The sequence below is a fragment of the Algibacter sp. TI.3.09 genome (assembly GCF_038154905.1).
Taxonomy (GTDB): domain Bacteria; phylum Bacteroidota; class Bacteroidia; order Flavobacteriales; family Flavobacteriaceae; genus Algibacter.
The window spans coordinates 1,732,658-1,746,128 of sequence record NZ_JBAKAN010000001.1; the positions used below are offsets into that span (position 1 = coordinate 1,732,658).

Annotated in this window: 12 protein-coding genes; 5 read left to right on the top strand and 7 right to left on the bottom strand. The window is 32.8% G+C overall.

Features of this window, described 5'->3' with window-relative positions:
* Positions 1-92: 92 nt before the first annotated feature.
* Both V6246_RS06895 and V6246_RS06900 read left to right on the top strand, forming a co-directional pair.
* The gene (locus tag V6246_RS06895) at positions 93-833 is read left to right on the top strand and encodes an MlaE family ABC transporter permease (RefSeq protein WP_074938163.1); all 741 of its coding nucleotides are present in this window, start codon (positions 93-95) and stop codon (positions 831-833) included.
* Positions 830-1,597 (top strand): ABC transporter ATP-binding protein, encoded by a 768-nt coding sequence (locus V6246_RS06900; RefSeq protein ID WP_074938166.1) that lies wholly within the window; start codon positions 830-832, stop codon positions 1,595-1,597. Before V6246_RS06895 ends, V6246_RS06900 begins: the two co-directional genes overlap by 4 nt.
* A gap of 46 nt (positions 1,598-1,643) precedes the next feature.
* On the opposite strand, the gene V6246_RS06905 is transcribed toward V6246_RS06900, so the two are convergent.
* The 3 genes from V6246_RS06905 to V6246_RS06915 all read right to left on the bottom strand — a co-directional run bounded on the left by V6246_RS06905 (position 1,644) and on the right by V6246_RS06915 (position 4,873).
* Positions 1,644-3,101, bottom strand: a complete 1,458-nt coding sequence (locus V6246_RS06905; protein ID WP_042503112.1) for a DUF389 domain-containing protein — start codon at positions 3,099-3,101, stop codon at positions 1,644-1,646.
* 31 nt (positions 3,102-3,132) lie between these two features.
* A complete protein-coding gene (locus V6246_RS06910; RefSeq protein ID WP_341559744.1) occupies positions 3,133-4,203 on the bottom strand; it encodes a mannose-1-phosphate guanylyltransferase in 1,071 nt (356 codons plus the stop codon).
* A 76-nt stretch (positions 4,204-4,279) separates the two neighbouring features.
* On the bottom strand, positions 4,280-4,873 hold the full coding sequence (locus V6246_RS06915; RefSeq protein ID WP_341559745.1) for a SprT-like domain-containing protein: 594 nt from the start codon (positions 4,871-4,873) through the stop codon (positions 4,280-4,282).
* 359 nt (positions 4,874-5,232) lie between these two features.
* Between V6246_RS06915 and V6246_RS06920 the strand changes: the two genes are divergently transcribed.
* Genes V6246_RS06920 through V6246_RS06930 form a run of 3 tightly spaced genes read left to right on the top strand, consistent with a single transcriptional unit; the run spans position 5,233 to position 8,607 of the window.
* The gene (locus tag V6246_RS06920) at positions 5,233-6,675 is read left to right on the top strand and encodes a circularly permuted type 2 ATP-grasp protein (RefSeq protein WP_341559746.1); all 1,443 of its coding nucleotides are present in this window, start codon (positions 5,233-5,235) and stop codon (positions 6,673-6,675) included.
* A 20-nt stretch (positions 6,676-6,695) separates the two neighbouring features.
* Positions 6,696-7,616, top strand: coding sequence for an alpha-E domain-containing protein (locus V6246_RS06925; protein WP_341559747.1), 921 nt, complete (start codon positions 6,696-6,698; stop codon positions 7,614-7,616).
* A 16-nt stretch (positions 7,617-7,632) separates the two neighbouring features.
* Entirely contained in the window at positions 7,633-8,607 is a 975-nt protein-coding gene (locus V6246_RS06930; protein WP_341559748.1) for a transglutaminase family protein, read from the top strand.
* 7 nt (positions 8,608-8,614) lie between these two features.
* Here the strand turns inward: V6246_RS06930 and V6246_RS06935 are convergent, their stop codons facing one another.
* The 4 genes from V6246_RS06935 to V6246_RS06950 form a co-directional block, all read right to left on the bottom strand.
* Complete coding sequence (locus tag V6246_RS06935; protein WP_341559749.1) at positions 8,615-9,592, bottom strand: polyprenyl synthetase family protein; 978 nt, start codon at positions 9,590-9,592, stop codon at positions 8,615-8,617.
* Positions 9,593-9,676: 84 nt separating this feature from the next.
* Complete coding sequence (rlmN, locus tag V6246_RS06940; RefSeq protein ID WP_159017896.1) at positions 9,677-10,717, bottom strand: 23S rRNA (adenine(2503)-C(2))-methyltransferase RlmN; 1,041 nt, start codon at positions 10,715-10,717, stop codon at positions 9,677-9,679.
* A gap of 339 nt (positions 10,718-11,056) precedes the next feature.
* The gene (gene queA / locus V6246_RS06945) at positions 11,057-12,106 is read right to left on the bottom strand and encodes a tRNA preQ1(34) S-adenosylmethionine ribosyltransferase-isomerase QueA (protein ID WP_159017897.1); all 1,050 of its coding nucleotides are present in this window, start codon (positions 12,104-12,106) and stop codon (positions 11,057-11,059) included.
* Between the two features lie 115 nt (positions 12,107-12,221).
* On the bottom strand, positions 12,222-13,448 hold the full coding sequence (locus V6246_RS06950) for a 3-phosphoshikimate 1-carboxyvinyltransferase (protein ID WP_341559750.1): 1,227 nt from the start codon (positions 13,446-13,448) through the stop codon (positions 12,222-12,224).
* Between the last annotated feature and the right edge of the window lie 23 nt (positions 13,449-13,471).

Sequence of the window (13,471 nt, forward strand, 5' to 3'; positions counted from 1 at the left end):
AGCTTCAAAAATACATATTTTAAAAACATGATAATTTAAAATAATCGTTAAATCCCACTAACTTTTTTTACTTTAGCAGTTCAAATTTATATATGACGTACCTACATAATATAGGAGCTTATTTTTTAATGATTGTTGAGATGTTTCGCAAGCCAACCAAATGGAGCGTTATGAAGCAACTAATATTAAAAGATATAGACGATTTAATCATTGGATCTTTAGGCATTGTTGCCTTTATTGCTTTTTTTGTGGGTGGTGTAGTTACCATACAAACCGCATTAAATATTGACAATCCTTTAATTCCAAAATATTTGGTTGGTTTTGCTACCAGACAATCTATTATATTAGAATTCGCCCCCACTTTTATTTCTATTGTAATGGCTGGTAAAGTGGGCTCATTTATTACATCGAGTATTGGTACTATGCGAGTTACCGAACAAATTGATGCTTTGGAAGTTATGGGAATAAACTCATTAAACTATTTAGTATTTCCAAAATTTATTTCTTTAATGTTATATCCGTTTGTAATTTCTATCGCTATGTTTTTAGGAATTCTTGGAGGCATGGCTGCCTGTGTTTACGGTGGTTTTAGCTCATTAGACGATTATATTGTTGGTATACAAATGGATTTTATTCCGTTTCATATTACTTACGCCTTTATAAAAACTTTTGCTTTCGCCTTTATATTAGCAACAATTCCATCTTTTCATGGATATTACATGAAAGGTGGCGCTTTGGAAGTTGGTAAAGCCAGTACAACCGCATTTGTTTGGACTAGCGTTGTTATTATTCTTTTAAATTATTTACTAACCCAAATGTTGTTAAGCGCATGATAGAAGTTAAAGATTTACAGAAATCGTTTGGAGAAGCACATATTTTAAAAGGGATTACAACCACTTTTGAAAAAGGAAAAACAAACTTAATTATTGGGCAAAGTGGTTCTGGTAAAACAGTATTTTTAAAATGCTTATTAGGGCTATTCGATTACGAAGAGGGAAGCATTGCTTACGATGGGCATATATTTTCTAAACTTACAGAAGATGAAAAACGAAACATGCGTGCAAAAATAGGTATGGTTTTTCAAGGAAGTGCCTTGTTTGATTCTATGACTATTGCAGAAAACGTAATGTTCCCGCTACAAATGTTTACCAAACAAAGTAAAAGCGAAATGCAAGATCGTGTAGACTTTGTTTTAAAAAGAGTGAATCTACCAGATGCACATAACAAAATGCCAAGTGAAGCTTCAGGAGGTATGCAAAAACGTGTTGCTATTGCTCGCGCAATTGTAAACAAACCTAGATATTTGTTTTGTGATGAACCCAACTCTGGTTTAGATCCAAAAACAGCTATTGTAATTGATAATTTAATTAAAGAGATTACAGAAGAATATCAAATTACAACCGTAATTAATTCTCATGATATGAATTCTGTGATGGAAATTGGTGAAAAAATTGTGTTCTTAAAAGATGGACTAAAAGCTTGGGAAGGTTCTAAGGAAACTATTTTTAGAACAGATAATGAAGTGGTTACCGACTTTGTATATTCATCTAACTTATTTAAAAAAGTACGTAAAATGTACTTGGAAGAAAATAGCTAAAATCAGTAACCCATTATTTTTATTTTAAAGTTGTTATTCTATCGAATTAATTTCGTTTTAAAATAACACGCTTGGCTTTAAGCTCTTCTTTTAACCAATCGGTAAGTTGCTTTTCTTTTATCACAATCAAACTATCACTTAAAGATTCGTTCCATTTTACAGTGGCAACTTGCAATGTATCTGTGTTTATAAAATCTTTAGACTCTAATGTTTTAGCATAACTAAAATATGTTAAATCGTTAAACCTAACTTTGGCATCACGCGATAAATTGGTGAAAGATATTACGCTACTTCCGCCATTCACTAGGCGAAGTTCTTCTTGTAAAACTTCAATTTCATTTCGTAAACCAGAAATAATATGATCTTTTTCATCTAAATCTCTAATAGCTCTATCATAAGCGTCGGAAATTTTATCAAAACTTCTGTTTTTATTCCCAAAAATCTCTAATTTAAAATCACTGATTTTATCGTATCCTTTAATTTCGTTTAACAAATCGGATTCTGTAGCTTCAGATATTTCACCATTAAAATAAAGTGTGATTTTTTTCTCATCTGAATTTAAGGTTCCGTTTTGAAACCAAAGCTCCTGATTTAGTTTAATTTCATTTGAAATAAAATTATTGTAATCATTCTCAAAACCACTGCTTTTTAAAACTCTTAAGAAAGTAATTGTTGGATAAATCATAACAACCACAGCAACCAACGCTGCAAAACGCGCTGTGCGTCTTCTTTTAGCCGAATTAGCATACTTAAGCATAGGAAATCTAAGAAGCTTAAGCACTATAAATGTTGCCAACGCAATAAAAATAGTATTAATGGTAAACAAGTTCATGGCACCTAAAAAGTAGGTCCAATTTCCGTGTGCTAAACCATAACCCGCCGTACATAAAGGTGGCATTAACGCCGTAGCAATAGCCACACCAAAAATAACCGATGCAATAGTCCCTCTTTTAGTACGTGCAATTATTAATGCCAAACCACCAAAGAAAGCAATAAGCACATCTCGAATATCTGGTTTTACACGACCTAATAACTCTGAGGTTTCTTGATTTCCTAAAGGAAAAAATTTAAAGAATAAAAAAGCCGTTAACAAACTCAAAACAAGCATAGTTGCTAAGTTTATTAACGATTTTCTAAGTGTATCAATATCGTTTATAGCGATGGACATGCCAATACCTAATATTGGCCCCATAAGCGGAGAAATTAACATGGCACCAATTACAACAGCTGTTGAATCGGCATTTAACCCAATGGAAGCGACAAAAATAGAACAAATTAAAATCCATGCTGTAGCTCCTTTAAAAGGAATATCTGCTTTTATAGCCTCAATAGTAGCATCGCGATCGGTATCATCCCTAAAATCTAATAATTCTTTAAAAAACACATAAATGCTTTTAAACAATCCTTCGGCGTCTTTCTTAACGGCCTTTTTTGATTCCTCTACATTTTGATTTTTCTTTGCCTGAACCTCGTCTTCAGAAAAATTGAATTTATTTTCTTCCATTTATATATTAATTAGCAAAACCGCTTCAAATTTAGTTGCTATATTTATCGTTAAAACGCTTTAAAACAAGCTTGATATCTTGCTCTTTACTCTTAGGGTAAATAAGCAAAGCTTCATCATTATCAACAATAATGTAGTCGTTTAAACCATCTACAATAACTTGTTTTCCAAGTTTTGTTCTTATCATATTACCTTCAGCATTCTCAACTAAACTATTAGCATTTAAAATAGCATTATTATTACTATCCTTATCTAGTTTATCGTAAAGACTTCCCCAAGTTCCTAAATCGTTCCAGTCAAACTCTGCACCTATCACAAAAACATTTTTAGATTTTTCCATAATGGCGTAATCTACAGATATGTTTTCGGCTTTAGAGTAATTTTCTTTTATAAAATCATCTTCACCATCGGTGTTATAAACAGATATTCCAGACTCAAACAATTGGTATAATTCCGGTTGATTATTTTTAAAAGCATCTACAACGCTTTTTGCACTCCACATAAAAATACCCGCATTCCATAGAAAATTACCTTGACTTATAAAGGCTTTAGCTGTTTCGTAATCTGGTTTTTCTCTAAATTGACTAACAGGTTTAATAACGTTTTCAGAATTTTTATCGAACTCAATATATCCAAAACCTGTGTTTGGAAATGTTGGCTGAATACCAAGCGTCATTAAAGCATCATTTTCTGAGCAATAATTAAATGCTTCTTCTACATTTTTAGAAAAAGTTTGCTCATCTTCAATCCAGTGATCACTTGGTGCCACAATCATTAAAGCATCTGGGTTTTCTTTCTGAATTTTTAAAGATGCATATAAAATACAAGGTGCTGTATTTCTCATTGCAGGCTCTAAAACCACTTGTTTTTGAGTAACTTCTGGAAGTTGCTCTAAAACCAAATCGTTATAACGCTCGTTTGTTAATATGTATATATTTTCCTTTGGAATTAACCTTGATAAACGTTGAAATGTTTTCTGAATAAGCGTATCGCCCGTTCCAAGCATATCATGAAATTGTTTTGGAAAATCACTTGTACTTACTGGCCAAAATCTAGATCCTACTCCGCCTGCCATCAATATGGCATAATAATTATTCTTCATTTCTTAATTTGTTTTTCTAGAAAATCGTAAAATATTCTAGCTTATTATTATTTTGTTTTACTTCTATTTTCAAAAATTAAATAAGTTTAACCTCCGCATTTGGATTAAACAAATATAACCTTCCTGTTTTAATTTCCACACACTCAAATCGTTTTACCCTTTTTTGTCCCATTTTAAAAACCCGACCATTATATAACTCAAACGATTGTCCCAAAGGTATTTCAAAAACATAAGTTTTATCGTTTGGCTCGTCGAATTCCTTTAAAGCTAGGGCTAATACCGTATCTGTGTCGCTAGATGCTTTTGGATTTTTAAAATGTGCTGCTAAAAGTGGTAACAAACTATCCGGAAAAACATCGGGATTTAAAAATGGTAACATTAAATTTTTAAACGTATATTTCCATTCTTTACCATGCGGTTTAATAAATTTTCCGTAACCTTTGTACGTCTCAAAATGGGCTATTTCATGAATAAGCGTTATTAAAAACTGGTATACATTTAAATTAGAGTTTATAGTGATTTGATGTTTACCATGCGGCAATTGTCTATAATCACCGTGGCGCGTTTTACGCTCGTTTTTTATTTTCACCACCAAATGATCATGCTCTAAAAGTTTTAAAACTCGATTAACAGCATGTTCTGGAATATAACTTTTTAGTAGGTTTTGCATTACGACAAAAATAATAATTGTTAAAACAACACACTTATATTTACAAGAAAAAAAATAAAACTTAACAATCTAATATCAAACCGTCTAAAAGTTTAGGTATGTTTTTTTAAAGGTTTCGTAAATATTAAGTCTTTTTTATTTTTTTGTAAATTGTGGTAATAGCTCGTCAAAAATAGATAACTTTTATTTTTTTTATTATTTAAGTCGCAAATAAATCATATTAAAAAAACAATAACAGTTAAAAAACTATATTTATTTTAACAAATATTAATAAAGTATAAACTTTATTTAGTTAAAATCATAAAACACTAAATATTTTACAACAAACACTTATATTTGAGCATAACACTTTGTAGCTTATGAAAGACAACAACCTATTCTCTAATTACGAGAAACTTGCTAGTACTTGGGATGAAATGTATAATGACAATGCAGAATTTAGATCGCAGTATGATGGTTTTATTAAATATTTAGAAAACACATCAACAGAAAAGCTTTCTAAAAAAGAAGACCTTGCAAAACAATTATTTATGAGTCAAGGGGTTACGTTTACGGTCTACAATGATAATGAAGGTATCGAGAAAATATTCCCCTTCGATATTGTACCTAGAGTTATAACAGCTGCTGAATGGCAGAAAATTGAAGCAGGTATTAAACAGCGTCTAAAAGCACTAAACTTGTTCATTAAAGATATTTATAATGAACAGTTTATAATTAAAGATGGCATTATTCCTGGTGAATTAATTTACTCTTGCCCTAATTTTTTAAGAGAAATGAAAGGCGTTAAGGTACCTTATGATGTTTATGTACATATTTCTGGGGTCGACTTAATAAGAAATAACGATGGCGAATTTTACGTCCTTGAAGATAATTTAAGAACACCTTCTGGCGTGAGTTACATGCTGGAGAACAGAGAAATATCAAAACGTTTATTTCCTGGTATTTTGCCTAAAAACAATGTTCGTTCAGTTTCAGATTATCCAAATTTATTATATAAGAAGCTTAAAGAACTCTCAAACCTGTCTAAACCAAATATTGTTTTACTTACTCCAGGCATATACAACTCTGCGTATTACGAGCATACTACACTAGCCCGTTTAATGGGTATTGAATTGGTAGAAGGTAGCGACTTGGTTGTTAAAAACCATTTTGTTTACATGAAAACGACTAATGGATTAAAACAGGTTGATATTATATATAGACGTGTGGACGACGATTATTTAGATCCACTAGAATTTAATGAGAAGAGTGTCTTAGGCGTTGCCGGAATTATGGCTGCCTACAGAAAAGGGAATGTAAACATTGTAAATGCTCCCGGAACCGGAATTGCCGATGATAAAGCAATTTACATCTATGTACCAGACATGATAAAGTATTATTTAGATGAAGAACCTCTTCTGAAAAATATTGAAACCTACCAATTGGGTCGACCAGATGAGCTGGAATATGTTACCAAAAACATTAAAGACATGGTTATTAAAAAAACCGATGGTAGTGGTGGTTACGGTATGCTTATGGGACATGAAGCTACAGATGAAGAAATTAAAGATTACTTGAATACCGTTAGCAAAAAGCCAGAAAACTTTATTGCTCAGCCTATTTTAAGGCTATCGACCGCACCGTGTTACATAGATGGTAAATTATCTCCAAGATGTATCGATTTAAGACCTTTTGCCCTTTCTGGACGAGATGGTATTGATATTTGCCCTGGAGGATTAACCCGTGTTGCACTAAAAAAAGGATCTCTAGTAGTTAACAGTTCGCAAGGAGGCGGCAGTAAAGACACTTGGATTTTAGAATAATTTCACAAAAATAAATATGTATGTTAAGTAGAGTAGCAAATAATCTTATTTGGTTAGATCGATATATGGAACGTGGTAGTGGTATTCTTAGTTTACTAAAAGTAAATTATTATGCCAATCAAGATTCGCCAGAATTATTTTCCTGGACACCCGTTATTAAAAATTTCACAGCATTCGATAACGAATATTACACGGAAGATGCTTTGGAGTGTATCGATTTTATGGTGTTTAACACAAATAACTCTAATTCAATTCTCAATATTGTTACCAAAGCGAGAGAAAATGCACGTAGTGTGCAAGAGCATATATCTAGAGAACTTTGGTTGTGTGTAAATAATTACTATTTATACCTTACAGATAAAAATTTACGAAAGCGATTAAAAGAAGAAGATCCTGTTCAGTTTTTAGAAGATCTACGTAAGCATCATTTAATTTATAACGGCACATCCGATATTACTCAAGAACGTGGTACATCGTATTATTTTATGAATGTTGGAAAGTTCTTGGAGCGTGTTAATCTTATTGCCGATTTTACATCGCTTAAGCTTCAGGAAATAGGAAAAACATCGGATAGTTTAGAGAAGAGTTTCTATTGGAAAAATTTACTTCTCTCTATAGGTGGTTATCAATTCTATCTTAAAACTCATAAATCTACTTTCAATCAAGATCACGTAATCACTATGGTTTTTCAGGATAAATTATTTCCTAGATCGGTATATTATTGTGTAAATAAACTAAGCAGACATATTACGCGTTTAATTGAAACAAACGAACTTGAAAAAAAGAATTTAGAATTCTTAATTGGTAAATTAGAAAGCTCTATAAAATACACCACCATTGAAAACATTAATGAGCAAGGCTTAAACAACTTTATACATAGTATAAAGGAAGACATCAGTAATATTTCAACAAATATTAATGCGGTTTACAACTCTAAATAATTGATTTATAATTATCATGGCTACATTTTTCATTAAACATACAACAAAGTATAACTACAATGCACCCGTAATCGATGGGGCGACATTAACGAGGTTACACCCTATTAATGATGATAATCAAAAGGTTATTTCACATTTAATATCGATAACAAACAATCCTTTTATAGAAACCTTTATCGATTTTTATAACAATAGAGTTGGTACATTTATGGTGATTGAACCACACGATGAATTGAATATAATTTCTGAAGTTGAAGTGGTAACATCTCCAAAATTAATTCCGGATGATACTATTGACAAAACTTTACAGTGGGAAGAGCTTAAACGCATAAAAAACACCACAGACTTTATAGATTTTACAGCTCATAAACCTTTTAAAGGCAGCAAAGAAATAACTGATGTTATTCTAGATTTAATGCTAAAAACCAAGTCGCCATTTCAGGCTGTACTTGCCATATGCGAGTATGTATATAATAATTTTGAATACAAAACAGGAGTTACTAACGTAAAAACGTCTTTAGAAGAAGCTTGGGAACTAAAAGTAGGTGTTTGTCAAGATTTTACTAATGTTATGCTACGTATGGTAAAAATGCTAGGTATGCCAGCTAGATATGTAAGTGGCTATATTTGCCCTAACGATGAGATAACTCGAGGAGAAGGCGCTACACATGCCTGGATAGAAGCTTATATTCCGTTTTACGGATGGTTAGGTTTCGACCCAACAAATCACGCCATAGCAAACGAAAATCATGTTAGATTAGCTATAGGAAGAGATTATGGAGATTGCGCACCAGTTAAAGGTGTGTTTAAAGGTAGTGTTGAAGCTGAAATGCAAGTTACTGTTTCTGTTAAAACAAATAAAAATGAAAACTCAAAGCAACTAAATCCAGAAGTTTCTACCGTATACCCTTCAAACAGTTACAAGCGTAGTTTGGAAGAAAAAGAAAACGGTGGCGGACAACAACAGCAGCAACAGCAACAGCAACAATAATAGAATTTTATTTTTTTCTATCGATAACATAGTTAACCATAAGCTCTAACGATTGCTTATATTCAGAATCTGGATACTTTTGAAGCAATTCTAGAGCTTCCGTTTGAAATTGTGTCATTTTAGAAATGGCATAATCCAAACCACCATTATTTTTCACAAAAGCGATAACTTCTTTTACGCGTTTAGTGTCTTTATTATGGTTTTTAATGGAATTAATAAGCCATTTTTTATCCTTTTTAGATGCACCATTAAGAACATGAATTAAAGGTAAAGTCATTTTTTGTTCTTTTATGTCAATACCTGTTGGCTTTCCAATTTGCGTATCGCCATAATCAAACAAATCATCCTTAATCTGAAATGCCATACCAATAAGCTCTCCAAATTTACGCATGGTTTCTACATGTTCCGATTGTGGTTTTACAGATGCAGCACCTAAACTACAACAGGCAGCAATTAGAGTTGCTGTTTTCTGACGAATAATCTCGTAATACACCGCTTCGGTAATATCTAATTTTCTGGCTTTTTCTATTTGGAGCAACTCACCTTCACTCATTTCTCGAACTGCAACAGAAATAATTTTAAGCAAATCAAAATCATTATTGTCAATCGATAATAATAAGCCTTTAGATAGTAAAAAATCGCCAATTAAAACAGCTATTTTATTTTTCCAAAGTGCGTTTACAGAAAAGAACCCACGACGCCTGTTACTATCATCCACCACATCATCATGTACTAATGTTGCAGTGTGTATAAGCTCTATAACAGAAGCTCCACGGTAGGTACGCTCGCAAACTTCGCCGTTAGAAACCATTTTAGAAACTAAAAACACAAACATAGGGCGCATTTGCTTCCCTTTGCGATTCACGATATAATGTGTAATACGGTTTAGCAAAGCCACTTTACTCGACATAGAAAGCAGGAACTTTTGTTCAAAAAGATCCATTTCGTAAGCTATGGGTTGCTTTATTTGTTCTACTATTTTCAAGGTGAGATATTAAAAGAAATCAAATATAAGATTTACAAATTTATATACTAAACGATTTATGATTTTATACGAAATACCAAACGCTTAACTTTTATTGGCCAATTGCCCACAAGCAGCATCGATATCTTTTCCGCGACTGCGACGTACGTTAACTACAATTCTGTTTTTTTCTAATGCACTAATGTAATTTTCAAGAGCTTCGTTTGAGGCTTGTTGAAATTCACCATCGTCAATAGGGTTGTATTCAATAATATTAACCTTACATGGTACATATTTACAAAACTGAACAAAGGCATCAATATCTTCTTGTCTATCGTTTATACCTTTCCAAACCACATATTCGTAACTAATTTTACGACTAGTTTTTAAGTACCAATATTCTAAAGATTCTTTTAAATCTTTTAAAGGAAATGTTTCGTTAAAAGGCATTATTCGAGTTCGAACCTCATCTATTGCTGAGTGTAAGGATACGGCTAAGTTGAATTTCACGTCATCATCAGCCATTTTCCTGATCATTTTTGGCACTCCAGATGTTGAAACCGTAATTCGTTTTGGAGACATGCCTAAACCATCGGTAGATGTTATTTTATCGATAGCCTTAATAACATTATTATAGTTCATTAACGGCTCGCCCATACCCATAAACACAATATTACTTAAGGGACGATCGTGATATAAACGACTTTCGTTATCGATGGCTACTACTTGATCGTAAATTTCGTCTGGATTTAAGTTTCGCATACGTTTTAAACGTGAGGTTGCACAAAACTTACAATCTAAACTACAGCCTACTTGACTAGAAACACATGCTGTGGTTCTTGTTTTTGTTGGTATTAAAACCGACTCTACAATTAACCCATCGTGCAAACGTACCGCATTTTTAACTGTACCATCGCTACTGCGTTGCATGGTATCTACTTTAATGTGATTAATTACAAAATTGTCTTCGAGCATTTGGCGTGTTTCTTTAGATACGTTTGTCATATCTTCAAAGGTGTAAGCCGATTTTTGCCAAAGCCATTCGTAAACTTGATTGCCTCGAAAAGCTTTATCGCCATTTTTTACAAAGAAATCCCGAAGTTGTTCTTTGGTTAAGGCGCGTATGTCTTTTTTATTATCTTTCATTTGGTTGCAAAAATAGTGAAAGCTTTTTCTTTTATGGCACTTGTTTTTATAAAGTCGTCCTAAATTTAGTATAGACCTTAAATTTAACACATGGCTGCATTAGGGATTGCAGCGGCATCCTTTTTGCTGAATTTAAAAATTATTTTTTTTGATAAGTCTGCTACTTCATAAAAACCTCAATTAAAAATAAATATAGACTGTTTTGCAAAAAGATATAGCGAAAAGCCCGACCTGAAAGGGAATGCCCAAATTTTAAAACGTACTATTTTTATTAAATATGAAACAAAAAAAAGCCTCATCGTTTTTAATGGATGAGGCTTAAATTTTATTTTGAATGGATTAGATGATTAACATCGCATCACCATAACTGTAGAATTTATATTTTTCTTTTACAGCTTCTTCGTATGCTTTTTTAGCAAAATCATGACCTGCAAATGCCGAAATCATCATTAATAATGTAGATTTTGGTGTGTGGAAGTTAGTGATCATGCAGTTTGCGATACTGAATTCGTATGGAGGAAAAATAAATTTATTTGTCCATCCTTCTATTTCGTTAAGCTTTCCGCTTGTTGAAACTGCACTTTCTATGGCACGCATAGCTGTGGTTCCTACGGCGCAAATACGACGTTTTTCTTTAAGTGCTGTATTTACAATCTCGACTGCTTTTGCTTCAATTTTAAGCTCTTCGCTATCCATTTTATGCTTAGACAAATCTTCTACTTCTACAGGATTAAACGTTCCTAAACCTACGTGTAACGTAACCTCAGCAAATTTAACTCCTTTAATTTCTAAACGTTTTAATAAATGTCTAGAAAAGTGAAGTCCTGCAGTTGGTGCCGCTACAGCGCCTTCTGTTTTTGCGTATATAGTTTGGTAACGATCTTGATCTTCTGGTTCTACATCACGTTTGATGTATTTTGGAAGTGGTGTTTCGCCTAGCTCGTTTAATTTTTTACGGAACTCGGTGTACGATCCATCATATAAAAAACGTAAAGTACGCCCTCTAGAAGTTGTATTATCGATAACTTCGGCTACTAACGTTTCGTCGTCTCCAAAGTATAATTTATTTCCTATTCTTATTTTACGTGCTGGATCTACTAAAACGTCCCAAAGGCGTTGCTCTTCGTTTAATTCTCTTAATAAAAAAACTTCGATTCTAGCACCTGTTTTTTCTTTGTTTCCGTATAAACGGGCTGGAAAAACTTTGGTATCATTTAAAATTAAAACATCGTCTTCCTGAAAATAATCAATAATGTCTTTAAACATCTTGTGTTCAATGGTCTGCTCTTTTCTGTTAAGCACCATTAAACGTGACTCATCTCTGTTTTCAGCTGGATATTCCGCTAATAATTCATCTGGTAAATTGAAACCAAAATGTGATAATTTCATTCAAAAAGGTTTTAAGTTAATGTGTTTTAATCTCTTCTGAGCTTCCCCTGAAAAAAATCTAACAGCTGCAAATATACAATCTGAGCATAGGGGTTGTCAAGTAAATGCGTGATTATTATTCGGTTATTTTAAAACCGATAGCTTTTAAGTCGTCCCAAAACGTTGGATATGATTTAGATACCACGGCAGCATGTTCTATAATTAATGATGTTTTTAGGGCTAAAGGCGCGAATGCCATAGCCATACGGTGATCGTTATAGGTTGCTATTGGTACTAATTCCTTTATTTTAGTTGATGGTGCCAAGTGTAAAGACTTATCTGTGATTTTTACTTCGCCACCTAGTTTTTCAATTTCGGTTTTTAAAGCAACTAATCTATCTGTTTCTTTAATTTTTAGAGTGTGCAAACCTATTAAATCGCAAGGCATACCTAATGCAAAGCATGTTACTGCTATGGTTTGAGCAATATCTGGTGCGTTCTTTAAATCTAAACTTAATGTTGATTCACTGGCTTTTTCTTTCTTTAAGGTGATAGAATTTCCATTGAATGTACTAGTTACTCCAAAGTGTTTGTAAATCTCAACTAACACAGAATCGCCTTGTAAAGAATTCTCTTTGTATGATGATAGTGTGATTTCCGTACCAATATCACTAATGGCTGCAATACTGAAATAGTATGATGCCGAAGACCAATCGGACTCAACAACTAATGTTTTTGGTGTTAATGCTTTTGTATTTGGTTTTACGGTAATAACATTCCCTACAAATGATGACTCTACGCCTATTTCGTCGAGTAAGCTTAACGTCATGTTTATATATGGTACCGATGTAATTTCGCCTTCTAACGTTAACTCCAAACCATTTTCTAGTTTTGAAGCTATTAATAATAAAGCTGAAATGTATTGACTACTTACATTTGCTTTTAGAGACACTTTATGATTTGATAGTTTTTTTCCTGTAATTTTTATTGGTGGAAAACCATCGTTATCGATATAACTTATTTCGGCTCCAAGATCTTGAAGGGCTTCAACTAAAATTTTAATTGGACGCTCCGTCATTCTTTTAGAGCCCGTAAGTGTTACTTCTCTTCCTTCTTGAATTGAAAAATACGCGGTTAAAAAACGCATGGCTGTTCCGGCATGGTGTATATCTACCACGTTAGATTGCGAGCTTAAAGCATTCGTCATTAAATTACTATCATCGGAGTTTGATACATTTTCAAGTTTAAATTCCGGATATAGCGCTTGTAATAATAACAAACGGTTAGATTCACTTTTTGAACCTGTAATTGTAACTGCCGATTTTTGGTTTTCGAGTTTCGATTTATGAAGAGTAATATTCATTGTAAAATTCTATACGTTTAAAG

Excerpts from the sequence above, each read along its gene's own strand:
- V6246_RS06895 (WP_074938163.1), top strand. The coding sequence starts at position 93 with ATGACGTACCTACATAATATAGGAGCTTATTTTTTAATGATTGTTGAG.
- V6246_RS06900 (WP_074938166.1), top strand. The coding sequence starts at position 830 with ATGATAGAAGTTAAAGATTTACAGAAATCGTTTGGAGAAGCACATATT.
- V6246_RS06905 (WP_042503112.1), bottom strand. The coding sequence starts at position 3,101 with ATGGAAGAAAATAAATTCAATTTTTCTGAAGACGAGGTTCAGGCAAAG.
- V6246_RS06910 (WP_341559744.1), bottom strand. The coding sequence starts at position 4,203 with ATGAAGAATAATTATTATGCCATATTGATGGCAGGCGGAGTAGGATCT.
- V6246_RS06915 (WP_341559745.1), bottom strand. The coding sequence starts at position 4,873 with ATGCAAAACCTACTAAAAAGTTATATTCCAGAACATGCTGTTAATCGA.
- V6246_RS06920 (WP_341559746.1), top strand. The coding sequence starts at position 5,233 with ATGAAAGACAACAACCTATTCTCTAATTACGAGAAACTTGCTAGTACT.
- V6246_RS06925 (WP_341559747.1), top strand. The coding sequence starts at position 6,696 with ATGTTAAGTAGAGTAGCAAATAATCTTATTTGGTTAGATCGATATATG.
- V6246_RS06930 (WP_341559748.1), top strand. The coding sequence starts at position 7,633 with ATGGCTACATTTTTCATTAAACATACAACAAAGTATAACTACAATGCA.
- rlmN (WP_159017896.1), bottom strand. The coding sequence starts at position 10,717 with ATGAAAGATAATAAAAAAGACATACGCGCCTTAACCAAAGAACAACTT.
- queA (WP_159017897.1), bottom strand. The coding sequence starts at position 12,106 with ATGAAATTATCACATTTTGGTTTCAATTTACCAGATGAATTATTAGCG.
- V6246_RS06950 (WP_341559750.1), bottom strand. The coding sequence starts at position 13,448 with ATGAATATTACTCTTCATAAATCGAAACTCGAAAACCAAAAATCGGCA.